Genomic DNA, 26,077 nt, shown 5'->3' with positions numbered 1-26,077 from the left:
CCCCGCCGCACGAGGAGGAACCCCATGGCATCCATCACCCTGACGGACATCGTCAAGGAGTACGGCGACGGCTACCCGGCGGTCAACGGCGTCAGCCTCGACATCAAGGACGGGGAGTTCGTCATCCTCGTCGGGCCGTCCGGCTGCGGGAAGTCGACGCTGCTCCGGATGATCGTCGGCCTCGAGGACATCACGTCCGGCGAGCTGAGGATCGGCGACGAGGTCGTCAACGACAAGGCCCCGCGTGACCGGCACCTGGCGATGGTGTTCCAGAACTACGCGCTGTACCCGCACCTGACGGTGTTCGAGAACATCGCGTTCCCGCTGCGGCTGCAGAAGGGGAAGTTCACGGAGGACGAGATCCGCTCGCACGTCGAGTTCGCCGCCGACACCCTGGAGCTGCGCGAGCACCTGGACCGCAAGCCCGCGAACCTGTCCGGCGGCCAGCGGCAGCGCGTCGCGATGGGCCGGGCGATCGTCCGGGACGCGCGCGCGTTCCTGTTCGACGAGCCGCTGTCGAACCTCGACGCCAAGCTGCGCGGCCAGATGCGCACCGAGATCGCCCGGATGCAGCGCCGGCTCGGCACCACCACCGTCTACGTCACGCACGACCAGACGGAGGCCATGACGCTCGGCGACCGGGTCGCGGTGCTCCGCAAGGGCGAGCTGCAGCAGGTCGCGAGCCCGCGGGCGCTGTACGAGCAGCCCGTGAACCTGTTCGTCGCCGGGTTCATCGGGTCGCCGCCGATGAACTTCATGCCGGGCGAGGTGCGCGGCGACTCCCTGGTGCTGCCGTTCGCCGAGGTGCCGCTCACGGACGACCTGCGGCAGCGCATCGACGGCCGCGAGCTGGTCATCGTCGGGCTGCGCCCGGAGCACGTCGAGGACGCGCGCGTGATGGACGACGCCAAGCGGGACGGCGGCGTGCGGTTCGAGGCCGACGTGGACGTCGTCGAGTGGCTCGGCGCCGAGCTGTACGCGTACATCCCGTTCGAGACCCACGCCGACGTCGCGGCGAAGCTCGAGGAGCTCGACCGGGACCTCGACGGCGAGGGCATGCGGACGCAGGTCGTCGTCGCGCTCGGGTCGGAGAGCCGCGTGCGGGACGGCAGCCGCGCCGAGCTGTGGTTCGAGCCGCGCCGGCTGCTGGTGTTCGACCCGGAGTCCGGCGAGAACCTCACGTACGACGACGAGGCGGCGAAGCGGATCGACGCCGAGACGGAGGAGGACCGCCGGGCCGCGCTGGAGCGGGCGCACCGCGATGCGGAGCGCTCGGACGACGGCACGGCGTCGGACGGCCGCCCGTCCGGCCGCGAGCCGTCCGGAGAGCGCGAGCCGTCCGGCGGCGCCGAGCCGTCCGGCGGCCGCGAGCCGTCCGCGGGCCGGCACCGCCAGGCGGGCTGAGCTCCGCCGTCGAGGTCGTCAGCCCGGGCCGAGGTCGTCAGGTCCGCGTGACGACCTCGGCCGGACGTGACGACCTCGGGCGGGGCTGGGCCCGCCGGGTCGGTCAGGCCTCGCCCAGCTCCGCGGACGTGGGCGGGTTCGCGCCGGCGCGGGACACCGTGATCGCGGCGATCGCCACGCAGCGCGCCAGCACCCGCTCGACCGTCGCCACGTCGACCGCCCGGAGCCGGTCCCGGGCGTCCGCGCCGAGCAGGCCCGCGGTCCACAGGCCGTCGACCAGCCCCGCCATGAACGAGTCGCCGGCGCCGACCGTGTCCGCGACCTGCACCCGCGGTGCCGTGACGGTCAGCTCGTCGCCGCCCGCGGTGACCGCCAGCGCGCCCTCGCCGCCCAGCGTGACGACGACCAGCGCCGGCCCGCGCCCGACCCAGTCGCGCGCGACCTCCACCGGGGCGACGCCCGGGTGGAGCCAGCCGAGGTCCTCGTCCGACACCTTGACGACGTCCGCCAGCCCGACGAGCCGCTCCACGACGGGCAGCGTCCGCTCCGGCGAGCCCATGAGCGCGGGCCGCAGGTTCGGGTCGTACGTCAGCGTGGCGGTCGCACGCCGGTCGGCGAGCAGCCGCGCGACCGCCTCGCCGCCCGGCTCGATGACCGTGGCGATGGAGCCGGTGTGCACGACGAGCGCCTCGCCGTCGCTCTCGTCCCAGCGGTCGGGCAGGTCCCACGTGAGGTCGAACTCGTAGCTCGCGACACCGGCCTCGTCGACGTGCGCGCGGGCGACCGGGGTGCGCTCGGGGCGGCGGTCGCCGGCCAGCACGTGGACCCCGGAGGACTCCAGGTGCGCGCGCACCAGGTCGCCGTGCGCGTCGTCGCCGAGCCAGGTCAGCAGGTCGACCCGGCGCCCGAGCCGCCCGAGGCCGATCGCGACGTTCGCGGGGCTGCCGCCGGGGTGCTCGGCGGGCTCGTCGCCCGGCCGCAGCACGACGTCGACGAGGGCCTCCCCGACGACGAGGGCGCGGGCGGTGGCGGGGGCGGACTGCTCGGACATGCTGCTCCTTCGGTCCGGCTGCGGTGCCGGGGGACGGTCTCGGTCGGGGTCGGGCGGATCAGGGACCGGGCGGCCGGCGCCCGCGGACGGTCAGGCCGGGCGGCCCTCGCCGGCCGGCGCGTCGGGGGCGTCGTCGGAGGTCCGGGCGGCGTCCAGCCGGGCCCGCGCGCCGTCGAGCCACTCCTGGCAGCGCGCGGCGAGCGCTCGCCGCGCTCCCACAGCGCCAGCGACTCCTCCAGGGTCGCGCCACCGGCCTCCAGGCGGGAGACGACGGCGACCAGCTCGTCACGGGCCTGCTCGTAGGACAGCTCGGCGACGCCCGGGGCGTCCGGTGCGGGGGTGGTGGCGCTCACGGGTCCATCTAACCAACGACCGAGGACACCCGGCCCGGGACAGCGGTCCGGGGACGCACGGCGCGCCGCCCGGACCCGGCCGTCGAGCCGGTGCCAGGGGAGTGCCGCGTCTGTCGACCCGGCCGTGGAGCCAGTGCCGGCGGGAGCGCCGCTCGCCTCCCGGACCCGGCCGTCGAGCCGGCACCGGGAGCTCCGCGCGCCCCACGGCCCGTGCGCCGTCGCCGGGCCGTCCCGGCACCGCCTCCCGCGGTCAGGAGCCGGCGGCCCCGTCCGACGTGGCGTCAGCGCCCGCCGCGGTGTCCGCGTCGGCGGGCCGGCGCCGGCCCGGTGCCACGGCCACCACCGACGCGATGAGCTCGCCGCGGGCCAGCCGCACGCGCAGCGAGTCCTTCGCGGCGACGCTCGTGGCGTCCCGCACCACCGCCCCGTCGGCGGTCTGGACGACGGCGTAGCCGCGCTCCAGGGTGGCCGCCGGCGACAGCGCCCTGACCTGGGCCGCCAGGGATCGGACCTGCGCGGCCCCGCCGGTGAGCGCGTGGTCCAGGCAGCGTCGCGCGGTCTCCCGCAGCCGGTGCACGTCCGCCTCACGCGTCTCCACCATCGTGCCAGGGCGCGCGAGGACGGGGCGGCTGCGCACCTGCTCGAGCCCGGCGGCCTCCCGCGCCACCCGGTGCTCCACCGCGGCCCGGATGCGCGACCGGGCCTGCGCCACCCGCGCCCTCCTCGCCGACGTCCGGGACGATGCGCTTCGCGGCGTCCGTCGGGGTGGACGCGCGGTAGTCCGCCACGAGGTCGAGCAGCGGGGTGTCCGTCTCGTGCCCGATGGCCGACACCAGGGGCGTGCGGCACGCCGCCGCCGCCCGCACGAGCGCCTCGTTGCTGAACGGCAGCAGGTCCTCCACGGAGCCGCCGCCGCGCGCGACCACGACGACCTCCACCCGCGGGTCCGCGTCGAGCTCGGCGATCGCCCGGCTCACCTGCGGGACGGCGCCCGCGCCCTGGACCGCGACCTCCCGGATCACGAACTCGACCTGGGGCCAGCGGGCGCGGGCGTTCACGACGACGTCGTGCTCGGCCTTGGACTCCCGGCCGCACACCAGGCCGACGACCCGCGGGAGGAACGGCAGCGCGACCTTGCGCTCGGCGTCGAACAGCCCCTCGGCGGCCAGCACGCGCTTGAGGTGCTCGATGCGGGCGAGCAGCTCGCCGATCCCGACCGCCCGGACCTCGTCGGCGTTGAGCTGCAGCGTGCCGCGCTTGGTCCAGAACGTCGGGCGGGCGTGCACCACGACGTGCGCGCCCTCGCTGAGCGGCGTCGCCACCGAGGCCAGCACCTGGGCAGGCAGCGACACGGGCAGCGACATGTCCGTGTCCGTGTCGCGCAGCGTGAGGAACGCGATCCCCGCGCCGGGGCGCCGGTTGAGCTGCACGACCTGGCCCTCGACCCAGAGCGGGGACATCTTCGCGACGTAGTCGGCGATCTTCACGGACAGCAGCCGCACCGGCCACGGGCGCTCCGCCGTCGTGTCGAGGGCCCGGGCGGGCAGGTCCGTCGGGGGCGTCCCCGGGCGCGGGCCGGCGGCGGTGCGCGGGACGTCGGGGAGGGCTGCTGCACGCACCCACCCTGCCACGCCGCCTCGACACCCCGGCGCGGTCGCCGCTGCCCGGCAGCCCGGCGCGACCGGGTGCCGCCCGGTCGCCGCCCGGTCGTCGCCGGGTGCCCGGCGCCTAGACTGGCGCGGTGACGCCCGACACCGCGCCCGCGCCGGACGCCCGCCGCGGCGGGCGCGTGCTCCTGGCCGCCCCGCGCGGGTACTGCGCCGGCGTCGACCGCGCGGTCGTCGCCGTCGAGCAGGCGCTGGAGCACTACGGGGCCCCGGTGTACGTCCGCAAGGAGATCGTGCACAACCGCCACGTCGTCGACACCCTCGCGGCGCGGGGAGCGGTGTTCGTCGACGAGACCGACGAGGTGCCGGAGGGTGCGCGGCTGGTGTTCTCGGCGCACGGCGTGTCCCCCGCGGTGCGGGCCGCCGCCGCATCACGGTCGCTGCGCACGATCGACGCGACCTGCCCGCTCGTCACGAAGGTCCACCGGGAGGCGGTGCGGTTCGCCGCCGACGACCTCGACGTGCTCCTGATCGGGCACCCGGGCCACGAGGAGGTCGAGGGCACGCAGGGCGAGGCGCCGGACCACGTGCAGGTGGTCGCGTCGCCCGAGGCGGTCGCCGACGTGACCGTGCGGGACGAGAGCCGCGTCGTGTGGATCTCGCAGACGACGCTGTCGGTCGACGAGACGATGGAGACGGTGCGCCGGCTGCGCGAGCGGTTCCCGCTGCTGCAGGACCCGCCGAGCGACGACATCTGCTACGCCACGCAGAACCGGCAGGTCGCGGTGAAGAAGCTCGCGCCGGAGTGCGACGTCGTGATCACGGTCGGGTCGGCGAACTCCTCGAACTCGGTGCGCCTCGTGGAGGTGGCGCTCGAGGCCGGTGCGGGGGCGTCGTACCGCGTCGACACGGCCGCCCAGGTGGACCCGGCGTGGCTGGCGGGCGCCCGGACGGTCGGGGTGACGTCGGGCGCCTCGGTGCCCGAGATCCTGGTGCGGGACGTGCTGGACGTCCTGGCGGCGCACGGCTTCGGCGAGGTGGAGGAGGTCCGCACCGCGACCGAGGACCTGATGTTCTCGCTGCCGCGGGAGCTGCGGACGGACCTGCGGGCGGCGGGTACGGACGACCCGCGACCCCGCCGGGGCGAGCGCCGCGACCTGGCGGTCCGCCCGGTCTGACTCCCGCCGCGGTCCGCCCCTGGGAGAGCGCCACGGTCCGCCTCCCGGGAGCGCGTCGTGATCCGCGCCCGCGAGCGCGCGCTCAGGTCGCCGGACCGCCGGTCGTCCCCGCGTCGTCGGTCGTGCCGGTGTCGCCCGGGGCCCCGAGCACCGCGTCGTCCAGCGCGCCCAGGGCCGCCGCCCGGTCGCGCTCCGCGCCGCGGCCGGGCACTCCCTCGCCGTCGAGCCCCACGACCCGCGCCTGCTCCCACGCCACCAGCTCCGGGGCGGTGACGACCGAGAGCCGCCGCTCGACGGGCTGCGGCGTGGGCAGGTCGGTGTCGACCACCCGCAGGTCCGCGAGGCGCCGCGCGGACACCAGGACGCGCGACTCGAGCGACGCGATGGACTGGTTGTACGCCGTGGCTGCGCCGTCGATCGCCCGGCCGACCTTCGACAGGTGCCCGCCGAGCGTCGCGATGCGGCCGTGCAGCTCCTTGCCGAGGTCGAGCACCGCCTGGGCGTTGCCGGCCAGCGCGTCCTGCCGCCAGGCGTACGCGACGGTCCGCAGCAGGGCGAGCAGCGTCATCGGCGTGGCGATCACGACGTTCTGCTCGAACGCCCGCTCGACGATGCCGGGGTCGACGTCGAGCGCCGCGTGCAGGAACGCCTCCGCCGGCACGAACATCACGACGAACTCCGGCGACGGCGCGAACTGGTCCCAGTAGCGCTTGGCGGCGAGCTGGTCGACGTGGGCGCGGACGTGCCGCGCGTGCGCCGCGGTGCGTCGCTCCCGCTCCGCCGGGTCCGTCGCCTCGACCGCCTCCAGGAAGCCGAGGAACGCGACCTTGGCGTCCACCACCACGCGCTTGCCGCCGGCGAGGTGCACGACCATGTCGGGCCGCAGCAGCCCGTCGTCGGTGCGCACCTGGTCCTGCTCCACGAAGTCGACGTGCGGCAGCATCCCGGCGGCCTCGACGACGCGACGCAGCTGGACCTCGCCCCAGCGGCCCCGCACCTGCGACGACCGCAGCGAGGTCACGAGCCGCGCGGTCTCCTCCCGCAGCCGCCCGGCCTCCTCGCGCATCTGCCGGACCTGCTCGCCGAGGGCGGCGTCGCCCTGCGCGCGGGCCTGCTCGGCGGTGCGCAGCTCCGTGCGCACGGCGTCGAGCGTCCGCGCCAGCGGGTCGACCAGCGCCCGCACCGCCTGCTCGCGCTGGGCCAGGTCGCCGGACTGCTCCTGGTGCCGCGCGGCGAGGCTCTGGTGCGCGAGTGCGAGGAACTGCTCGCTGCTCTGGGCGAGCGCGTCGGCGGCGAGCGCCCGGAACCGGTCCGCCTGCCGCTCCTCGCCGGCCGTCCCGCCGAGCTCCCCGCGGACCTCCGCGGACGCCCGCCACCGCGCGGCCTCCACCTCCGCCGCCCGCAGCCGCGCCGCGGAGCGACCGGCCGCGGCGAGCCAGCCCACCGCCACGCCGACGAGCAGCGAGCCGGCGAGCGCGACCACGAGCGCGAGATCCGTCATGCGCCGCAGCCTGCCAGCCACCACCGACACACCCCGGGACCCGCGCGCCGGCCCGGGCGGCGGACGCCGGGCGGGCGGGCACGCACCCCTCCTATGCTGGGCCGATGACCGCGGACGAGCCCCTGAGCCCTGCCCGGCCCGACGACGCGGCCCCGTCCGGGGACGCCGCTGCGGCGGACGCGCCGCCGGCGCCCTCCCCGCACGCGCCCGCCGCGCCCGCCCCGCGCCCACCCGCCCTGTCCATCCAGGGCCTGTGGAAGCGGTTCGGCACCAAGATCGCCGTCGCCGACGTCTCCCTCGAGGTGCCGGCCGGCTCGCTGTACGGCCTCGTCGGCCCGAACGGCGCCGGCAAGACGACGACCCTGTCGATGGCGACCGGCCTGCTGCGCCCCGACTTCGGCCGCGTGGTGGTGCGGGGGCACGACCTGTGGTCCGACCCCCTGCCCGTCAAGCGGATGCTGGGCGTGCTGCCCGACGGGGTCCGCCTGTTCGACCGCCTCACCGGTGCCCAGCTCGTGACGTACGCCGGGCTGCTGCACGGCCTCGACCGGGCGACGGTCGGCGACCGGACCGCCGACCTGCTGCGGGCGTTCGACCTGACCGCGGACGCGGACACCCTGGTCGTCGACTACTCCGCGGGCATGACCAAGAAGATCGCGCTGGCGTGCGCGCTCGTCCACGCCCCGCGCGTGCTCGTGCTCGACGAGCCGTTCGAGGCGGTCGACCCGGTGTCGGCGGCGAACATCCGGGACATCCTCGCGTCGTACGTCGCGGACGGGGGCACCGTGGTGGTCTCGTCGCACGTCATGGACCTGGTGCAGCGCATGTGCGACCACGTCGCCGTGATCGCGGCCGGCCGGGTGCTGGCGCAGGGCACGGTGGACGAGGTGCGCGGCGCGGAGTCGCTGGAGGACCGCTTCGTCGAGCTGGTCGGCGGCCGCCGCAGCGAGGAGGGGCTGGCGTGGTTGCACACCTCGTCCGACTGAAGCTGTCGCTGCTGCGGGGCGGCCTGCGGCGGAGCACGTGGCGGGTCGTCGGGCTGGTGCTCGGCGGCGCGTACACGGCGTTCCTGGTGGTGCTCGCGGTGGTCGGCCTCGTCGCGCTCGGCGTGCAGCGCGACGAGGAGCTGGCACGCACGGTCGTGGTGCTCGGCGGGACCCTGCTGGTCGCCGGGTGGTGGCTGCTGCCGCTCGTGGCGTTCGGCGTGGACAGCACGCTGGACCCGGACCGGTTCCGGCTGTTCCCGGTGCGGCGCCGGACGCTGCTGCTGGGGCTGGCGGTCGGCGGGCTGGTCGGGCTGCCGGGCGTCGCGACGACCGTGGTCTCGGCGGCGACCGCCCTGGTGTGGTGGCGCACCCCGGTCGCGGCCGTCGCCGCCCTCGTCGGCGCCGCGCTCGGTGTCGCGCTGTGCGTCGTGGGCTCCCGGGCTCTCACCACCCTGCTGGCGCCGCTGGTGCGCGGGCGGCGGTTCCGCGAGGTCGCGGCCGTGCTGGCGTTCGTGCCCCTGATCCTCGCGGGACCGATCATCATCGGCGTCACCGCGGGACTGAGCGCCGTCGCGACGACGCGCCCCGGGGTGGCCGTCGTCGTCGGCTGGACGCCGCTCGGGGCGCCGTGGGCGCTCGCGGCGGACGTCGCCGCCGGCGCGTGGCTCGCCGCGCTGGGCAAGCTCGCGGTGGCGTGCGCCTCCCTCGCCCTCGGTGCGCTGGTGTGGGACCGGGCGATGGCCGCAGCGCTCGTGCGCCCGCCGGGGGCCGGCCCCGCGGCGCGCAGCACCGGGCTCGGGTTCTTCGGGCGGCTGCCGGCCACCCCGACCGGTGCGGTGGCCGCGCGCTGCCTCACGTACTGGGTGCGCGACGCCCGCTACGCCGGCGCGGTCGCCGTGGTGCCGGTGCTGGTGCTGCTGCTGTGGTTCCTCGGGCGGGGCGGCACGTCGCTGCTGTGGGCGGGCCTGCTGGTCGCGTTCGTCATGGGGTGGTCCCTGTCGACGGACGTGTCGTCCGACTACACCGCGTTCTGGACGCACGTCGCCGCACCCGTCGACGGCCGCGTGGACCGCGCGGGGCGGGCGCTGGCCGGCCTGCTCGTGGGCGGGGCGGCGGTGCTGGTGACGGACGTCGTGGTGCTCGCCGGTTCCGGCCGGTGGGGCGCGACCCTGCCGGTGCTCGCCGGCTCGGTCGGCGTCCTGCTCACGGGCGTGGGCGCGGCGAGCGTGTTCTCCGCGCGCGTCGTCTACCCCGTGCCGAAGCCGGGGAGAGCCCGTTCACGACGCCGCAGGGCTCGTCGTTCGCCACGATGGTGACCCAGTGGGTCGGGATGCTCGTCCTCGGGGCGCTGTGCCTGCCGGGCGTCGCGCTCGCGGTCGCCGCCGTGCTCACCGGGAACGCGGTCCTCGTGGCGCTCACGGTCGTGGTCGCCCCGGGGTCGGCGTGGCGGTGCTGCTCGGCGGGATCCGGCTCGGCGCCCGGGAGTACGACCGCCGGGCGCCGGAGCTGCTGCAGGCGCTGCGCTCCTTCGCCTGAGGGACCCGCGGTGGCGGCCCGTGACCGCCCCCGGCCCGCCGCGCCGCGTGCTCCGGCGTCCACGGCCCCGGCCGCCCGCCGCGCGGCCCCCTAGGATGGTCGCCCGTGGCACTCACCATCGGCATCGTCGGCCTGCCCAACGTCGGCAAGTCCACCCTCTTCAACGCCCTGACCCGCGCGCAGGTGCTCGCGGCGAACTACCCGTTCGCCACCATCGAGCCGAACGTCGGCGTCGTGCCGCTGCCCGACCCGCGCCTGGAGAAGCTCGCGGAGATCTTCGGCAGCGAGCGGATCCTGCCCGCGACCGTGTCGTTCGTCGACATCGCGGGCATCGTCAAGGGCGCCAGCGAGGGCGAGGGGCTGGGCAACAAGTTCCTGGCGAACATCCGCGAGGCCGACGCGATCTGCCAGGTCACGCGCGCGTTCGCCGACCCGGACGTCGTGCACGTGGACGGGCGCGTGTCGCCGCGCGACGACATCGAGACGATCAACACCGAGCTCGTCCTCGCCGACCTGCAGACGCTCGAGAAGATCGTGCCCCGGCTCGAGAAGGAGGTCCGCGCCAAGAAGGCGGACCCGGCCGAGCTCGCCGCCGCCCAGGCCGCGCAGGCCGTGCTGGAGACGGGCCAGACGCTCTTCCAGGGCGCGAAGGCCGCCGGCCTCGAGCTCGCGGACCTGGCGCCGCTGCAGCTCATGACGGCCAAGCCGTTCATCTACGTCTTCAACACCGACGACGCCGGCCTGGCGGACACCGCGATGCAGGAGGAGCTGCGCGCGCTCGTCGCCCCGGCCGACGCCATCTTCCTCGACGCGAAGTTCGAGTCCGACCTGGTCGAGCTCGAGCCGGACGAGGCCAAGGAGATGCTCGCCGAGAACGGCCAGGAGGAGGCGGGCCTCGACCAGCTCGCCCGCGTCGGGTTCCACACCCTCGGCCTGCAGACGTACCTGACGGCCGGGCCGAAGGAGTCGCGCGCCTGGACGATCCGGCAGGGCTGGACGGCCCCGCAGGCCGCCGGCGTCATCCACACGGACTTCCAGAAGGGCTTCATCAAGGCCGAGGTCATCTCGTTCGACGACCTGGTCGAGGCCGGCTCGGTCGCGGCCGCCCGGTCCGCCGGCAAGGCGCGCATCGAGGGCAAGGACTACGTCATGGCCGACGGCGACGTGGTGGAGTTCCGCTTCAACGTGTGACCGGCTGCCGGCACCGACGAACTGCTAGCATCAGGGCTAGCAGTTCGGAGGGAGGTCGCCAGCATGTCCACCATCGTCGTCCGCGGGCTCGACGAGTCCGTGAAGCAGCAGCTCGCCGCCCAGGCCAAGGAGCACGGCCGGTCCATGGAGGCTGAGGCGCGCGACATCCTCACCAGGGCTGCTCGCCGCCCCCACATCGGTGTGGCCCTCCTCCGGGCGGCCCGTCAGGTCGGTGGCGTCGAGGGCCTCGTCGTGCCGGAGCGCAGCGACGACGCCCGGGCGGTGGACCTCGAATGATCGTGCTGGACACCCACGTCATCTCGGAGGTCTTCCGGCCCGAGCCCGAGGCGCGGGTCGTGGCCTGGCTCGAAGGGCTGACCGGGGAGGTCGCGATCGCTGCCGTGACGCTCGCCGAGCTGCTCGCCGGGGTCCGTCGGCTCCCCGACGGGCAGCGCCGCACCGCGCTCGCCGGGATGCTCCACGACGCGTTGGAGCCCTATCGCGCGACCCGGGCCATCCTGCCGTTCGACGTGGCAGCCGCCGAGCAGTACGCGGACGTCCTCGCCGCGCGCGAGCGGGCGGGTCGGCCGATCCACACCGCTGACGCCCAGATCGCGGCGATCTGCCTGGCGCACGGAGCCACGTGCGCCACCCGGAACGTCCGGGACTTCGACGGCACCGGTGTGGATCTCGTCAACCCGTGGACCGCGTGACCGAGGCCCTGCTCGCCGCGCTGCGCTGCGACCCCGAGATCCCCGCGCCCGACCTGGTCGCGGTGGACGCCGCGGACCGGCTGCTCCTCGACGAGGCGGCGCCGCTGCTCGACGGCGCCGCGCCGGGCACGGTCGTGGTGGTCGGCGACCGGTACGGCGCGGTGACGCTCGGGGCGGTGCACCGGTTCGGTCTCAGCGGGGTCCGCGCGCACACCGACCGGCTCACGGGCGAGCTCGCGCTGGCGGGGAACGCTGCCCGGCTCGGCGGCGCGGACGCGTTCCGGTCGCTCGCCGGGCTCGGGCCGGAGCTCGTCTCCGGGGCGCGCGTCGTGCTGCTCCTGCTGCCGCGGTCGCTCGACGCGCTGGACGAGGTGGCCGGGCTCGTCGCGCGACACGCCGACCCGGCGGTCGCGGTGGTCGCCGCGGGCCGGGAGAAGCACATGTCCCGGGCGATGAACGAGGTGCTGGCCCGCCACTTCGGCGTCGTGCGGGCCAGCCGCGGGAGGCAGAAGGCCCGGGTGCTGCACGCCGCGGAGCCCCGCCCCTCCTCGGGCGAGGACGCCTGGCCCGTCACCGCGCTGCACGACGACCTCGGCCTGACGGTCTGCGCGCACGGCGCGGCGTTCGCCGGTGCGCGCGTCGACATCGGGACGCGGTTCCTGGCCGAGCACCTGGCCGGTGCGGTGCCGGACGCCCGCACCGCCGTCGACCTCGGCTGCGGCACCGGTGTGCTGGCGTCCGCGCTGGCCACCGCGCGCCCGGGCGTCGAGGTCGTGGCCACCGACGAGTCCGCGGCGGCCGTCGCGTCCGCCCGGGCGACCGTCGCGGCGAACGCGCTGGGGGAGCGGGTCCGCGTCCGGCGCGCCCGGGGACCGCCGGGATCGCGGACGCGAGCGCGGACCTCGTCCTGCTGAACCCGCCGTTCCACGTCGGCGCCGCGGTGCACGACGGGGTGGCCCGCGGGCTGTTCGCGGAGGCGGCGCGGGTGCTGCGCCCGGGCGGCGAGCTGTGGTGCGTGTGGAACTCGGGGCTCGGCTACCGGCCGGCGCTGCGGGAGGCGGTCGGCCCGACCCGGCAGGTCGCGCGGAACCCGAAGTTCACGATCACCGCGTCCCGTCGGGCCTGACCGCCCCGGGCGCCGCGGACCGTGAGGCGCCCGGACGCGGTCGAGCGGCTCACAGCAACGTCGTGAGCACGCCCCCGTCCGCACGGACGGCGGCGCCGTTCGTGGCCGACGACACCGGGCTGGCCAGGTACACCGCGAGCCGGGCGATCTCCTCGGGCTCGATGAACCGCTGCAGCAGCGACGTGGTGCGGGCGGCGGCCAGCGACGCCCGGAGCTCGCCGGCCGGCACGCCCTGGCTGCCGGCGATCTGCTCCACGGTCGCGGCGACGCCGTCGGACCACGTCGGCCCGCCGAGGACGGTGTTGACCGTGACCCCGGTCCCGCGGGTGGTCTTCGCCAGGCCGTTCCCCAGCGCGAGCAGGGCGGCCTTCGTGACGCCGTAGTGGGTCATGTCGGCCGGGACGTCCACCCCGGACTCGCTGCTGATGAGCACGACGCGGCCCCACCCGCGGCCGAGCATGGGGCCGAGCAGCCGGCGGGTCAGGCGGACGGCGCTCATGACGTTGAGGTCGAGGTGGCGCTGCCAGTCGGCGTCGGTGAGCCGGTCGAACGGGGCCACGTCGAAGACGCCGGCGTTGGCGACCAGCACGTCGACGTCGCCGAGCTCGCCGAGCTCGTCCAGCAGCTGCTCCACCTGCGCGGCGTCGGCGAGGTCGGCCGCGATGCCGGACACGACGGCCCCCGGGGCGGCGTCGCGCAGCCGGGCGACGGCCGCCCGCACCCGCCCGGCGTCGCGCCCGTTGACGACCACCTCGGCCCCCTCGGCCAGCAGGCCCCGCGCGATCGCGTGGCCGATGCCCTGGGTCGACCGCTGACGAACGCCCTCCGGCCGGTCAGCTGCAGATCCATGTCGTCCTCCTCCGTCCCGCACCGTGAGGTTCACGTGCTCAGGAAAGTGACGGTAGGCGGCGATGACTTGCCTGAGCAAGTCAACCGGGGCGGCTAGGGTGCGGGGCATGACGGATCCCGGCACCCCCGCGCGCTGTCCGGCACCGAGCTCGAGGCGTGGTCGGCCCTGGCCACCGTCCTGGAGTGGCTGCCCCCGGCGCTCGACGCCCAGCTGCAGCGGGACGCGGGTCTGACGCACTTCGAGTACGGCGTGCTGTACGCGCTGAGCCGCGCCGACGCCGGGACGCTGCGCATGAGCGTGCTCGCCGGCTACGCCAACAGCACGCTGTCCCGGCTGTCGCGCGCGGCGGCCCGCCTGGAGGCGCGCGGCTGGCTGCGCCGCAGCCCCGACCCGCAGGACGGCCGCTACACGCTGGCGTCCCTCACCGACGCCGGGCGCCGCGTCGTCGCCGACGCCGCACCCGGTCACGTGGAGACGGTGCACCGGCTGGTGCTCGACCGGCTGACCTCGGCGCAGGCCCGGCAGCTGCGCGAGATCGGGCGGCGGATCGCGCGGGGTGTCCGCGAGGAGGGCGGCTGGGAGCCCCCGGCCGGTGCGGGGGAGCGGTAGGCCCGGCGCCGTCCGGGGCCTGTCGCGCGGGTGCTCATAGCACACCCGGTCGCCCCGGCGCTCGGCGGAGGAGCCCCGGCGCGCACCTGCGCGGGGCGGTGCGGTCGCGATCCCGATGTTTCCGGGACGTTACGCACGTGTTCCGTCTTGAATGCTGGACACTACTACTCAGTATCGATCCGGTAACGATCAGCCCCCCACCTCGGGGGTGTCCGATATGTCCGTCTCAACGCCACTAGCGTGTCCCCATCCATGGCGGGAGCGTGCGTCCGCCCTGCGCGAGCCGGTGACGGCCGCGGCGCAGGGGCCGGAGGCCGAGCGCCACCTTCTCAGGAGGAACATTGAGGATCACACGAAAGGCCGCCGCTGCGGTCTCCATCGCTGCGGCCGGCGCCCTCGCGCTGACGGCCTGCTCGGACTCCGGCAGCGACGACACCACCGACGACTCGGGCATCAACACCGAGACCTCGGTGAACATCGCCTGGAACCAGCCGTTCTACTCGTACAACCAGAACAGCATCACGGGTAACGCGACGGCCAACTCGGTCATCACGTACCTCACCAAGGCCGGCTTCAACTACTACGACCAGGAGCTCAACCTGGTCCCGGACGAGTCGTTCGGCACGTACGAGAAGACCTCGGACGACCCGCTGACCATCGAGTACACCTTCGCGGACACCGCGAAGTGGTCCGACGGCGTCGCGGTCTCCCCGACCGACTTCCTCCTGGAGTGGGCGGCCCAGAGCGGCACGTTCAACAACGTCGAGGCCGAGTACGACGACGAGGGCAACATCTCGAACCAGGACGCCCTGGACGCCGGTGTCTACTTCGACGCCGCCTCCCCGTGCGCGCCGCCCTGATCGAGACTCCCGAGATCGACGGCAGCACGATCACGTTCACCTACACCAAGCCGTTCGCGGACTGGGAGACCTGCATGACGGCGCCCACGCTGCCGTCGCACGTCGTCGGTCAGCGCGCGCTGGACGAGTCGGACGCCGAGGCCGCCACGCAGGCGGTGCAGGACGCGATCCTCAACAACGACGTCGACACGCTCTCCAAAATCGCCAAGGTCTGGAGCACCGACTTCAACTACACCGAGCTCCCGGACGACGCGAACCTGTACCTGTCCAACGGCGCGTACGTCATGACGGACTTCGTCAAGGACCAGTACATGACGCTCAAGGCCAACGAGGCCTACGAGGGCGCGAACAAGGCGTCGATCGGCACCGTCACGGTCCGCTGGAACGGCGACCCGATGGGTCAGGTCCAGGCGCTGCAGAACGGTGAGGTCGACCTCATCAGCCCGCAGTCGACCGCGGACGTCCTCGAGGCGATCCAGGCGATCGACAGCCTGAAGGTGGAGACCTCCGACGAGGGCACCTACGAGCACGTCGACCTGCAGTTCGCCAACGGCGGCCCGTTCGACCCGGCCACCTACGGCGGCGACGCCGACAAGGCGCTCAAGGTCCGCCAGGCGTTCCTCAAGACGATCCCGCGTCAGGACATCGTCGACTCGCTCATCAAGCCGCTGAACGAGAACGCCCAGGTGCGCAGCTCCTACACCGTGGTCCCCGGCTCGCCGAACTACGACGCCGTCTCCGAGGCCTCCGGCCAGGACGCCCAGTTCGGCGAGGTCGACATCGAGGGCGCCAAGGCGCTGCTCGCCGAGGCCGGCGTGCCGGCGGTCAACGTCCGCCTGCTCTTCGACCCGGAGAACACCCGGCGCCAGAACGAGTTCCAGCTGATCGCCGCGTCCGCGGCGGAGGCCGGCATCACGGTCACCCCGTACCAGGTCCAGGCCGACTGGGGCACCGACCTGTCCAACGCGACCTCCTACTACGACGCGGCCCTGTTCGGCTGGCAGTCGCAGTCCACGGCCGTGACGGAGTCGGACGCCAACTACCGGACCGACGCGACGAACAACTTCTACGGGTACTCGAACCCGGAGGTGGACTCGCTGTTCGACGAGCTCCAGGTCGCGACCGACCCCGACGAGCAGGGTGAGCTGCTCGGCCAGATCGAGAAGCACCTGGTCGACGACGCCTTCGGCGTGACCCTGTTCCAGTTCCCGGGCGTCACCGCCTGGAACCCGGAGAAGATCGACGGGATCTCGAAGATCTCGATCAACCCGACGATCTTCGCGGGCTTCTGGAACTGGACCCCGGGCTCGGCCGCCTCGGCGAGCTGACCCACCCAGCGCACGACCCGGCACGTCCCGCCGGCGCCTCCTCGCGAGGCGCCGGCGGGGCGGCCACCCAGAACCACACCGAAGGGCGCCGAGGCACCCCCGCCCGGCGCTCTTCGCGTGCTCGGACCCGACCCGGGTCACGGGCACGTGCGGACGTGAGGCTAGGATCCCTCTTCGTCCGCGGCATCCTTTCCGTGAGCGAGGTCCCCTCCCCGTGCTGAGATTCCTCTGGCGCCGCTTCCTGGCGGGGCTGGCCACGTTGTTCGTGGCTCTGTTCCTGATGTTCATCCTGGTCAACGCCGCGGTCGACCCGCTGCAGGACCTCCGCGAGAGCACGGCGCCGAACAAGGCCCAGCTCATGGAAGCGCGCATCGCGCAGCTCGACCTCGAGACCAACGTGGTCATCCGGTTCTTCCGCTGGATCGGGAACTTCGTCACCGGTGACTGGGGCGTCGCCTGGCGCACGGGTCAGGACGTGAGGCCGCTCATCGGCGACGCGATCGGCTCGACGCTCGAGCTGGTCACCGCCGCGACGTTCCTCGCGCTGCTCCTCGGCGTGTTCGTCGGCATCGTCAGCGCGCTGCGCCAGTACAGCGCGTTCGACTACCTCATCATCTTCGTGTCGTTCCTGCTGTACTCGCTGCCCTCGTTCTGGGTCGCGGTGCTGCTCAAGCAGTGGGGCGCCATCGGCTTCAACGACTTCCTGCGCGACCCGACCATCGCGTGGCCGGTGCTGATCGCCCTCGCGGCCGTCGCGGGCGTCGTGTGGATGCTGGCGATCGGCGGCTCGGCCCGCCGGCGCGCGCAGACGTTCGGCATCGCCACCGCCGCGACCTTCGCGATGCTCGCCTACCTGCAGCTCACCGACTGGTGGTCCCGCCCCCAGATCGGCCCGGCGCTGCTGCTGGTGCTCGGCATCGGGACCGCCCTCGCCGTGACGATGGTGTCCGCGGGCCTCGAGAACCGCCGCGCCCTGTTCACCACGCTGACGGTCGCGCTGCTGGGCGTCGCCCTGTACTTCCCGATGCAGTCGTTCTTCAAGTCGGTCGACGAGTCGCACCTGCTGATCGCCGGCCTCGCGCTCGTGACGCTGGCGGTCGGCTGGGGCATCGGCATGCTGTTCGGCGGCCCGGACCGCGGGATCTCCGCCCGCGCGGGGCGATCACCGCGATCGTCGTCGGCGCGCTGATCTTCGTCGACCAGGTCATGAAGGTCTGGGTGCCGTACTTCAACGCCCTGAGCGGCCGGCCCATCCCGACGTTCGGCGACCGCACGCCCAACCTCGGCGGCAACTACTGGGTGCAGACGCTCGACTCGTTCACGCACCTGATCCTGCCGACGCTCACGCTGATCCTCATCGCGTTCGCGGCGTACACCCGGTACTCGCGCTCGAGCATGCTCGAGGTGATGAACCAGGACTACATCCGCACTGCGCGCGCCAAGGGCCTGCCGGAGCGGCTCGTCGTGGTCCGCCACGGGTTCCGCAACACGCTGATCCCGCTGGCCACGGTCGTCCCCATCGACGTCATCACCCTCATCGGCGGCGCGATCATCACCGAGGCCGTGTTCGCGCGGCCCGGCATGGGCCAGCTGTTCGTGCAGTCGCTGCAGAACGCCGAGATGGACCCGGTGATGGCCTACCTGTTCATCACCGCGGCCCTCGCGATCATCGCGAACGTCGTCGCTGACATCATCTACGCGGTCGTCGACCCCCGGATCCGGTTGGACGCATGAGCACCCAGAACCCCACCCCCGTCCGCCGGCGACCAGCCGACGGAGCACCTCGAGAACGCGATCGAGCTCCAGGAGGTCGCGGGTCTGTCCCAGGGGCAGATCGTCCGGCGCCGGTTCTTCCGTCACAAGGGCGCGATGATCGGCCTCGGCGTGCTGATCCTGGTCGTCCTGCTCGCGTTCAGCTCGGTGGGCTTCGGCCCCGTCCCGGGCTGGTGGAAGTACACCGGCGCGCCGGACCCGCAGAACATCACCAACCCCGGGGCAGCCCGACCCTCTCGATGCCCACGTGGCTCGGCGGCACCGGCTTCGCGATCGGCGAGCACCCGCTCGGCCAGGACGAGATCGGCCGCGACATGTTCGCCCAGGTGATGAAGGGCATCCAGACCTCGCTGATGGTCATGTTCATCATCGGCGTGGTGTCCTGCGCCGTGGGCGTGCTCGTCGGCTCGCTCGCCGGGTTCTACCGCGGGCGCACCGACACGTTCCTCATGCGGACCACGGACCTGTTCATCACGGTCCCGGCGCTCGTCATCGGCGCGGTCGTCGGCAAGCTCGCCGGCGGCGTCTCGGGCCTGGTGTTCGCCTTCGCCCTCGGCCTGATCCTGTGGCCCAGCCTGGCGCGCCTGGTGCGCGGCGAGTTCCTGTCGCTGCGTGAGCGCGAGTTCGTCGACGCCGCGCGCGTCGCCGGCGCCAGCACGCGGCGGATCATCTTCAAGCACATCCTGCCGAACGCGATCGGCGTGATCATCGTGAGCACCACGCTGCTCATGAGCCAGGCGATCCTGCTCGAGACGGCGCTGTCGTACATCCACTTCGGCATCACGCCGCCGGAGGTGTCGCTCGGCCGCCTGATCAGCGACTACCAGAGCGCCTTCGCCACCCGGCCGTGGCTGTTCTGGTGGCCGGGTCTGTTCATCGTGGTCATCGCGCTGAGCGTCAACTTCATCGGCGACGGCCTGCGCGACGCGTTCGACCCGCGCCAGAAGCGCATCCCGTCCGCGCGCAAGATGGCGCGCGCCGAGGCCGCGGCCTCGCGCGAGCCCGTCGTGCCGCTGCAGATCCAGGGCCGCGGCAACGGCCTCGGCAGCTGAGGTCGACCCGGTGGACGCACCCCGGCCCGGGCCGCTGTCAGCCCAGCAGCAGCCCGGCCACGCCGACGGCGACGAGCACCGCGACCGCCGCGAGCGTGCGGACGTGCAGCCGGCGCGTCGGCACCACGCCGGCCGCGACGGCCGCGTCGGCTCCCTCGAGGTGGCCGGCGTCGCGCAGGGCGGAGTACCGCTCGGCGACGGCGCGGGCCGCGGTCTCGGCGGTGCCGTGGTGACGCAGCACGGTGCCGGGCTCGCCGCCGGGCAGCGGGGTCGCGTCGCGTCGGCCGCGGGACAGCCGGGCGGCGGTGCCGCTCGACCGGGGTGCCGCCCAGGCGCTCACGGTGCCGGACACGGACCGCACCTCCAGGGAGAAGCCGGCCTCGACGCCGCGGAACGCCGGCCAGGGCACCCGCACCGTGGACCACACGTTGCGGACCTCGACGCCCGCGTCGCTGACCTCCACCTGCGGCAGCCAGAAGGTCGCCGCCACCAGCACCACGGCCAGCACCAGCCACGGACCGTAGGCGAGCAGCGCCTGCGCGCCGTCGGTGGCGACCACGCTGACGCCCGCGGCCACCGCCGCGACGGCGGCCGCGCCGGTCAGCACACGGCCGAAGCCCGAAGGAAGACATGCGTGGGGCCCATGGCCTCATGCTCCCAGACGCCCGGTCCCGGACCGCGCCGTCATGGTGCACCGGCACGCTGCCGGTGCAGGAAGGACACTGAACCGTGGCCATCGACACCTCCCACGGCACGACCGCACCGGAGACCACCCCGGTGCTGAGCGTGCGCGACCTCGGCGTGGACTTACGTGGACGGCGCGTGGTTCCCCGCCGCCAAGCACGTGAACTACGACGTGCGCCCCGGCGAGGTCCTGGCGATCGTCGGCGAGTCGGGCTCCGGCAAGACGCAGTCGTCGATGGCGCTGCTCGGCCTGCTGCCGCAGAACGGCCGCGCGACCGGGTCCGCCAAGCTCGGCGAGCGCGAGCTCATCGGCATGCCGAACGGCGCCCTGCGCAAGATCCGCGGCAAGGAGATCGCGGTCATCTTCCAGGAGCCGATGACGGCCCTGAACCCCGTCTACACGATCGGGTTCCAGATCGTCGAGACGCTGCGCACCCACTTCGAGATGGGCCCGACCGCCGCCAAGGAGCGCGCGATCGAGCTGCTGCGCCTCGTGGAGATCCCCGAGCCGGAGCGCCGGTTCGACTCCTACCCGCACCAGCTGTCCGGCGGCCAGCGCCAGCGCGCGATGATCGCCCAGTCGCTCGCCTGCGACCCGAAGCTGCTCATCGCGGACGAGCCGACCACGGCCCTCGACGTGACGGTGCAGGCCGAGATCCTCAAGCTCATGCGGGACCTGCGTCACCGCATCAACTCCGGCATCGTCCTCATCACGCACGACATGGGCGTGGTCGCCGACATGGCGGACTCGATCGTCGTCATGAAGGACGGCGAGGTCGTCGAGCACGGCGACTCCGCGGCGATCTTCTCGTCCCCGCAGCACCCGTACACGCAGCGGCTGCTGGACTCGGTCCCGCACCTGGGCCGGCACGCCGGCACTCCGGGCGCCACGGCCACGCCGGTCGAGCAGCCGGCGGCGGCGCCCGCCACGACGCGCCCCGTCGTCCTCGAGGCCCGCGACATGGTCGTCGAGTACCCCGGGCGTGGCCGTACTCCGGCGTTCCGCGCCGTCGACGAGGTCAGCTTCTCGATCGCGCAGGGCGAGGTCGTCGGCCTCGTCGGCGAGTCCGGCTCGGGCAAGACCACCATCGGGCGCGCCCTCGTCGGCCTGCTCCCGGTCACGGCCGGCTCGCTGACGATCAACGGCGTCGACATGGTGGGGGCGACCACCAAGACGCTGCGGCCGCTGCGCAGCCAGGTCGGCATCGTGTTCCAGGACCCGGGCTCCTCGCTCAACCCGCGCCTGCCGATCGGCGAGTCGATCGCCGAGCCGCTGCTGCTGCACCGCGGCACCAAGGGCGCCGAGCTCAGCCGCGAGGTCGAGCGCCTGCTCGACCAGGTCCAGCTGCCGCGGGCCATGCGCAACCGCTACCCGCACGAGCTGTCCGGCGGCCAGCGCCAGCGCGTCGGCATCGCCCGGGCGCTGTCCCTGGAGCCGAAGCTGCTGGTCGCGGACGAGCCGACCTCCGCGCTCGACGTGTCCGTGCAGGCGACGGTGCTGGACCTGTTCCAGGAGCTGCAGCGCGAGCACGGCTTCGCCTGCCTGTTCATCAGCCACGACCTCGCCGTGGTCGAGATCCTGTCCGACCGCATCGCCGTCATGCACAAGGGCAAGCTCGTCGAGATCGGCGACACCACCCAGGTCGTCACCGAGCCGCAGCACCCGTACACGCAGCGCCTGCTCGCCGCGGTCCCCGTCCCGGACCCGGAGGAGCAGCGCCGGCGCCGCGAGCTGCGCGACGCGATGCTCGAGGAGCAGCGCGCGGAGATCGAGCGCGAGGAGGCCGAGGCGGCCGAGGGCGCCCACGCCCCCGACACCGGCGACCTCGAGGCCCGGCACCCCGGCCCCGCGGGCGTCTGACCCGGCCCGCCGGCAGGCGGACCCGCACCACCACGCACCGTCCCGCACCACCCCGCGCGCCCCGGCACAGGGCCTCCCTCGTGCCGGGCGCGCGGGCGCGTAGAATCGACCGGCGCTCGACGTCGTCGCGCCCCCTCCCACCCCCTTCGCGGAATGAGTCCTCATATGTCTGTGCCCTCGACGCCCACGGGAACCCGTGTGCGCGGCGACCTGCGCAACGTCGCGATCGTCGCCCACGTCGACCACGGCAAGACCACGCTCGTCGACGCCATGCTCTGGCAGTCCGGCGCGTTCGGCGCCCACGCCCACGTGGACGAGCGCGCGATGGACTCCGGTGACCTGGAGCGCGAGAAGGGCATCACGATCCTCGCGAAGAACACCGCGGTCCGGTACTCCGGCCCCGCGGCGGCCGCGGCGGGCCAGCCCGACGGCATCACCATCAACGTCATCGACACCCCGGGTCACGCCGACTTCGGCGGCGAGGTCGAGCGCGGCCTGTCCATGGTCGACGGCGTCGTGCTGCTGGTCGACGCGTCCGAGGGCCCGCTGCCGCAGACGCGGTTCGTGCTGCGCAAGGCGCTCGCCGCGAAGCTGCCGGTGATCCTCGTCGTCAACAAGGTCGACCGCCCCGACTCGCGCATCTCCGAGGTCGTCGCCGAGGCGACCGACCTGCTGCTGGGCCTCGCGTCCGACCTGCACGACGAGGTCGAGGACCTGGACCTCGACGCGATCCTCGACGTCCCCGTCGTGTACGCCGCCGCCAAGGCCGGCCGGGCGTCGCTGAACCAGCCCGCCGACGGCGGACTGCCGGACTCCGAGAACCTCGAGCCGCTGTTCGCGACGATCCTCGAGAAGATCCCGGCCCCCACGTACACCGAGGGCGCGCCGCTGCAGGCCCACGTCACGAACCTCGACGCCTCGCCGTTCCTCGGGCGCCTGGCCCTGCTGCGCGTCTTCAACGGCGAGCTGACCAAGGGGCAGACGGTCGCGTGGGCGCGGGCCGACGGCACGATGCAGAACGTCCGCATCACCGAGCTGCTCGAGACGAAGGCGCTCGACCGCGTGCCGACCGAGAAGGCGGGCCCGCGGCGACATCGTGGCGGTCGCGGGCATCGCCGACATCACCATCGGCGAGACGCTGACCGACCCCGAGGACCCGCGGCCGCTGCCACTCATCACGGTCGACGACCCGGCGATCTCGATGACGATCGGCATCAACACCTCGCCGCTCGCCGGCAAGGGCGGCAAGAACCACAAGGTCACCGCCCGCCAGGTCAAGGACCGCCTCGACTCCGAGCTCATCGGCAACGTGTCCCTGCGCGTCGTCCCGACCGACCGCCCCGACGCGTGGGAGGTGCAGGGCCGCGGCGAGCTGGCGCTGGCGATCCTCGTCGAGCAGATGCGCCGCGAGGGCTTCGAGCTGACGGTCGGCAAGCCGCAGGTCGTCACCAAGAAGATCGACGGCAAGGTGCACGAGCCGGTCGAGCGCATGACCGTCGACGTGCCCGAGGAGTACCTGGGCGCCGTCACGCAGCTCCTGGCGCAGCGCAAGGGCCGCATGGAGACGATGTCGAACCACGGCACCGGCTGGGTCCGCATGGAGTTCCTCGTGCCGTCGCGCGGCCTCATCGGCTTCCGCACCCGGTTCCTCACCGACACCCGCGGCACCGGCATCGCGTCCTCGATCGCCGAGGGCTACGAGCCGTGGGCCGGCCCCATCGAGACCCGGGTCTCCGGCTCGCTGGTCGCCGACCGCGCGGGCGTCGTGACGCCCTACGCCATGATCAACCTGCAGGACCGCGGCTCGTTCTTCGTGGACCCCACGCAGGAGGTCTACGAGGGCATGATCGTCGGCGAGAACTCCCGCGCGGAGGACATGGACGTCAACATCACTAAGGAGAAGAAGCTCACCAACATGCGCTCCTCCACAGCCGACAACTTCGAGAACCTGGTGCCGCCGCGGCACCTGACGCTCGAGGAGTCCCTGGAGTTCGCCCGCGAGGACGAGTGCGTCGAGGTGACGCCCGAGGTGGTGCGCATCCGCAAGGTGGTCCTGGACCAGACCGAGCGCGCCCGCCAGACCGCGCGGGCCAAGCGCGCCTGACGCCGTGACGACCGCCGCGACCACGCCGCCCGTGACGGGTGGCGTGGTCGCGGTGCACGCGCACCCGGACGACGAGACGCTGACGTCCGGCGCGCTGCTCGCCACCTGGGCGGCGGCGGGCCTGCCGGCGCTGGTCGTGACGTGCACCCGCGGGGAGCGGGGCGAGGTGATCGGGGCGGAGCTCGCGCACCTGGAGGGCGACGGCCCGGCCCTGGCCGCGCACCGGGAGCGGGAGCTCGCGCGGGCGGTCGCGGCCCTGGGCGCGGACCAGGTCTTCCTGGACACCCTCCCGCTCCCGCCCGCTTCCGCACCGCCCGTCGAGGTTGCAGCAGGTGCGGGGTTCGGCCCTGAACCCCGCACCTGCTGCACTCTCGTCGTCCGGGACGCGCGGTACGAGGACTCGGGGATGGCGTGGGTCGGGACCGGGCGGGCCGGGGCAGCGGCCGCGCTGCCGGACCGGGCGTTCGTGGGCGTCGCCCTGGACGACGAGGCCGCCGGGCGGCTCGCCGGGCTGCTGCTGGACCGGCGCCCCGACCTCGTCGTCACGTACGAGCCGGGCGGCGGCTACGGGCACCCGGACCACGTGCGGGCGCACGAGGTCACGATGCGAGCGGTGGAGCTGGCGCGGGCCGCCGACGCGGACGGGTGGCGGCCGGCCGTCGCGTGGGCGGTGCAGGACCCGGACGCCCTGCGCGCCGGGTACGCCGCGCTGGCCGAGGACCCCGTGGTCCGCGCCGTGCTCGCGGCCCACGCCGGCGCCGACCCGGCGACGCGCAGCGGCCCGCTCGTGCTGCCCGACCCTGACGGCCCGCTGCCGTCGGTGGCCGCCGCGGGGCGGCCCGACCTCGTGGTGGACGTCGTGCCCGTCCGCGACCGCCTGCTCGGCGCCCTCCGGGCCCACGCGACGCAGGTGCAGGCCGTGCGGCCGCTCGACCACCCCGCGGCCGCCGCCTGCCTCGCGCTGTCGAACCTCGTGCTCGCCCCGGTGCTGCCGCACGAGGGCTACCGCTGGGCCCCCGGGGGCGCCCCGGCGGCGGGGCTGCGCGTGCCGCCGGGCGTCACGCGCCGGTCCTGACGCCGCGAGCCCGCCCGCCCGGGGCCGTCCCGGTCCGCGCGCGGCGCCGGCCCGGTCCGCGCGCGGCGCCGGCCCGGACCGCGCGCGGCGCCGGCCCGGACCGCGCCCGGTGCGACGCGCTGCACGCGGCGGACCGGCGTGACGCGCCGCACGCGGCGGACGTAGCCTGACGCCCGTGCCGCCCCTCACCTCCCGCCTGGTCCTGAGCACCCTCGGCGCGCTGCTGCTCGGCGTCGTCGCCGGCGCTGTCGGCACCGTCCTGCACCGCTCGACGCGCCCCTGGGGCCTCGTCGTCGGCCTGCTGCTCGTGCTCGCCGTGTCCGTGGCCGCGCGCGCCGGCGGCGGGCGGATCGCGTCGACGGCCCTGCTGGCCGGCGTGTTCCTCGCGGTGCAGGTGCTGTCGGGGCGGGGCCCGGGCGGCGACGTGCTGGTCCCCGCGGCCGGCGCGATCGGCTGGGTCTGGGCGGTCGGCGCCCTCGTCGTGGCGCTGGGTGCGACGCTCGCGCCCTCGGCGTGGTTCGCGGACGTGCCGCTGCGGCGCAGGCCGAGCACGCCGTGACCGACGCGACCGTCGACCCGCTCTACGGCGACGGCGACCCGGGCGGCGGCGCGGCGACGGACGCGTTCCGGGCGGCCATGGGCCGGCTGCCCGCGGGTGTCGTCGTGCTCGCCGTGCGCTGGCGCGGGCTCGACCACGCGATGACCGCCAGCGCGGTGACGTCGGTGTCGCTGGAGCCGCCCATGCTGCTGTTCTGCGTGCACCGGGACGCGCGGCTGCGGGAGGCGCTCGACGACGTCGACACCTGGGCGGTGAGCGTGCTCGCGGACGACCAGGCGCCGGTCGCGGACTGGCTCGCGTCGCCGGGCCGGCCGAGCATCGGGCAGCTCGACCGGGTGCCGCACGTGGCCGCGCCGCGCTCCGGTGCCGCGTGGGTGTCGGGGGCGGCCGCGTGGGTGGAGTGCCGGACCGTCCAGGTCATCGCGGCGGGGACCACGACGTGGTGCTGGGGGAGGTGCTGACCGCGCGGGAGGGCGACCCCGGGTCGGGCAGCCTGGTGCACCTGCGGCGTCGCCTGCGGCCCGTCCGCTGACCCGCGGGATCGAATCGTTGCGAAGTCGTGATCTCGCCAGGCGGGCGAACCGTGGCACGCGCGACGGCGGCGTCAGGGGGCGCCCGTAGAATCGGCGCCTGGCGGTGGGCGCACGGAGCGCACCCGCGGGGTCTCGCGAGGGGG

21 protein-coding genes and 5 pseudogenes are annotated in these 26,077 nt (G+C 74.6%); 20 read left to right on the top strand and 6 right to left on the bottom strand.

The window, feature by feature from the left end; translation table 11 throughout:
• The first annotated feature begins 24 nt into the window (after positions 1–24).
• Positions 25–1,404 (top strand): ABC transporter ATP-binding protein, encoded by a 1,380-nt coding sequence (locus tag P9841_RS06015; RefSeq protein WP_283321873.1) that lies wholly within the window; start codon positions 25–27, stop codon positions 1,402–1,404.
• Positions 1,405–1,507: 103 nt separating this feature from the next.
• Here the strand turns inward: P9841_RS06015 and P9841_RS06010 are convergent, their stop codons facing one another.
• From P9841_RS06010 to xseA, 3 genes and pseudogenes are all read right to left on the bottom strand, one after another.
• Positions 1,508–2,455: a carbohydrate kinase family protein gene (locus P9841_RS06010; RefSeq protein WP_283321130.1), complete on the bottom strand. Its 948-nt coding sequence runs from the start codon at positions 2,453–2,455 to the stop codon at positions 1,508–1,510.
• Positions 2,456–2,545: 90 nt separating this feature from the next.
• Positions 2,546–2,808: pseudogene (locus P9841_RS06005) on the bottom strand (exodeoxyribonuclease VII small subunit).
• A gap of 250 nt (positions 2,809–3,058) precedes the next feature.
• Positions 3,059–4,268: pseudogene (xseA, locus tag P9841_RS06000) on the bottom strand (exodeoxyribonuclease VII large subunit).
• Positions 4,269–4,549: 281 nt separating this feature from the next.
• On the opposite strand from xseA, the gene P9841_RS05995 reads away from it, so the two are divergent.
• A complete protein-coding gene (locus P9841_RS05995; protein ID WP_283321129.1) occupies positions 4,550–5,593 on the top strand; it encodes a 4-hydroxy-3-methylbut-2-enyl diphosphate reductase in 1,044 nt (347 codons plus the stop codon).
• Positions 5,594–5,675: 82 nt separating this feature from the next.
• Here P9841_RS05995 and P9841_RS05990 read toward each other — a convergent pair whose 3' ends face one another.
• Complete coding sequence (locus tag P9841_RS05990; RefSeq protein WP_283321128.1) at positions 5,676–7,094, bottom strand: DNA recombination protein RmuC; 1,419 nt, start codon at positions 7,092–7,094, stop codon at positions 5,676–5,678.
• Between the two features lie 104 nt (positions 7,095–7,198).
• Here P9841_RS05990 and P9841_RS05985 point away from each other — a divergent pair, with 104 nt between their 5' ends.
• The 6 genes and pseudogenes from P9841_RS05985 (at position 7,199) to P9841_RS05960 (ending at position 12,646) form a co-directional block, all read left to right on the top strand.
• A complete protein-coding gene (locus tag P9841_RS05985; protein ID WP_283321127.1) occupies positions 7,199–8,080 on the top strand; it encodes an ABC transporter ATP-binding protein in 882 nt (293 codons plus the stop codon).
• Positions 8,056–9,396, top strand: a complete 1,341-nt coding sequence (locus tag P9841_RS05980) for a hypothetical protein (RefSeq protein WP_283321126.1) — start codon at positions 8,056–8,058, stop codon at positions 9,394–9,396. The genes P9841_RS05985 and P9841_RS05980 overlap by 25 nt, the downstream gene beginning before the upstream one ends.
• Before the next feature lie 325 nt (positions 9,397–9,721).
• On the top strand, positions 9,722–10,807 hold the full coding sequence (gene ychF / locus P9841_RS05975; protein WP_283321125.1) for a redox-regulated ATPase YchF: 1,086 nt from the start codon (positions 9,722–9,724) through the stop codon (positions 10,805–10,807).
• Between the two features lie 63 nt (positions 10,808–10,870).
• Entirely contained in the window at positions 10,871–11,104 is a 234-nt protein-coding gene (locus P9841_RS05970) for a FitA-like ribbon-helix-helix domain-containing protein (protein WP_283321124.1), read from the top strand.
• Positions 11,101–11,520 carry a type II toxin-antitoxin system VapC family toxin gene (locus P9841_RS05965; RefSeq protein ID WP_283321123.1) on the top strand — a complete coding sequence of 140 codons (420 nt, stop codon included), beginning with the start codon at positions 11,101–11,103 and terminating at the stop codon, positions 11,518–11,520. The genes P9841_RS05970 and P9841_RS05965 overlap by 4 nt, the downstream gene beginning before the upstream one ends.
• Positions 11,517–12,646 (top strand): annotated as a pseudogene (locus tag P9841_RS05960) (class I SAM-dependent methyltransferase). The gene P9841_RS05965 and the pseudogene P9841_RS05960 overlap by 4 nt, the downstream one beginning before the upstream one ends.
• A gap of 49 nt (positions 12,647–12,695) precedes the next feature.
• Here the strand turns inward: P9841_RS05960 and P9841_RS05955 are convergent.
• Entirely contained in the window at positions 12,696–13,529 is an 834-nt protein-coding gene (locus P9841_RS05955) for an SDR family NAD(P)-dependent oxidoreductase (protein WP_283321121.1), read from the bottom strand.
• A 99-nt stretch (positions 13,530–13,628) separates the two neighbouring features.
• Between P9841_RS05955 and P9841_RS05950 the strand changes: the two genes are divergently transcribed.
• The 7 genes from P9841_RS05950 to P9841_RS05925 all read left to right on the top strand — a co-directional run bounded on the left by P9841_RS05950 (position 13,629) and on the right by P9841_RS05925 (position 19,118).
• Positions 13,629–14,105, top strand: coding sequence for a MarR family winged helix-turn-helix transcriptional regulator (locus P9841_RS05950; protein WP_349306957.1), 477 nt, complete (start codon positions 13,629–13,631; stop codon positions 14,103–14,105).
• A gap of 341 nt (positions 14,106–14,446) precedes the next feature.
• Entirely contained in the window at positions 14,447–14,965 is a 519-nt protein-coding gene (locus P9841_RS05945; RefSeq protein WP_283321120.1) for a periplasmic substrate-binding domain-containing protein, read from the top strand.
• Positions 14,950–16,293, top strand: a complete 1,344-nt coding sequence (locus P9841_RS05940; protein WP_283321119.1) for an ABC transporter substrate-binding protein — start codon at positions 14,950–14,952, stop codon at positions 16,291–16,293. The genes P9841_RS05945 and P9841_RS05940 overlap by 16 nt, the downstream gene beginning before the upstream one ends.
• 214 nt (positions 16,294–16,507) lie before the next feature.
• Positions 16,508–17,482, top strand: a complete 975-nt coding sequence (locus tag P9841_RS05935; RefSeq protein ID WP_283321118.1) for an ABC transporter permease — start codon at positions 16,508–16,510, stop codon at positions 17,480–17,482.
• A gap of 17 nt (positions 17,483–17,499) precedes the next feature.
• Positions 17,500–18,027, top strand: coding sequence for an ABC transporter permease (locus P9841_RS05930; protein WP_283321117.1), 528 nt, complete (start codon positions 17,500–17,502; stop codon positions 18,025–18,027).
• A gap of 60 nt (positions 18,028–18,087) precedes the next feature.
• Complete coding sequence (locus P9841_RS18985) at positions 18,088–18,396, top strand: hypothetical protein (protein WP_349306956.1); 309 nt, start codon at positions 18,088–18,090, stop codon at positions 18,394–18,396.
• Positions 18,306–19,118: an ABC transporter permease gene (locus P9841_RS05925; RefSeq protein ID WP_349306932.1), complete on the top strand. Its 813-nt coding sequence runs from the start codon at positions 18,306–18,308 to the stop codon at positions 19,116–19,118. Before P9841_RS18985 ends, P9841_RS05925 begins: the two co-directional genes overlap by 91 nt.
• A gap of 37 nt (positions 19,119–19,155) precedes the next feature.
• Here the strand turns inward: P9841_RS05925 and P9841_RS05920 are convergent, their stop codons facing one another.
• The gene (locus P9841_RS05920; protein WP_283321116.1) at positions 19,156–19,725 is read right to left on the bottom strand and encodes a PH domain-containing protein; all 570 of its coding nucleotides are present in this window, start codon (positions 19,723–19,725) and stop codon (positions 19,156–19,158) included.
• Positions 19,726–19,847: 122 nt separating this feature from the next.
• On the opposite strand from P9841_RS05920, the pseudogene P9841_RS05915 reads away from it, so the two are divergent.
• The 5 genes and pseudogenes from P9841_RS05915 (at position 19,848) to P9841_RS05895 (ending at position 25,862) form a co-directional block, all read left to right on the top strand.
• Positions 19,848–21,663, top strand: a pseudogene (locus P9841_RS05915) (ABC transporter ATP-binding protein).
• 165 nt (positions 21,664–21,828) lie between these two features.
• A pseudogene (gene typA / locus P9841_RS05910) lies at positions 21,829–23,767 on the top strand (translational GTPase TypA).
• Positions 23,768–23,771: 4 nt separating this feature from the next.
• Entirely contained in the window at positions 23,772–24,842 is a 1,071-nt protein-coding gene (locus P9841_RS05905) for a PIG-L family deacetylase (RefSeq protein WP_283321115.1), read from the top strand.
• A 175-nt stretch (positions 24,843–25,017) separates the two neighbouring features.
• Positions 25,018–25,401, top strand: a complete 384-nt coding sequence (locus P9841_RS05900; RefSeq protein WP_283321114.1) for a hypothetical protein — start codon at positions 25,018–25,020, stop codon at positions 25,399–25,401.
• The gene (locus P9841_RS05895) at positions 25,398–25,862 is read left to right on the top strand and encodes a flavin reductase family protein (RefSeq protein WP_283321113.1); all 465 of its coding nucleotides are present in this window, start codon (positions 25,398–25,400) and stop codon (positions 25,860–25,862) included. Before P9841_RS05900 ends, P9841_RS05895 begins: the two co-directional genes overlap by 4 nt.
• Positions 25,863–26,077 lie beyond the last annotated feature (215 nt).

The organism is Cellulomonas sp. ES6, assembly GCF_030053835.1.
Classification (GTDB): domain Bacteria; phylum Actinomycetota; class Actinomycetes; order Actinomycetales; family Cellulomonadaceae; genus Cellulomonas.
Note: the sequence above shows the minus strand (reverse complement) of the source record. Positions and strands in the feature narration are given on the sequence as shown.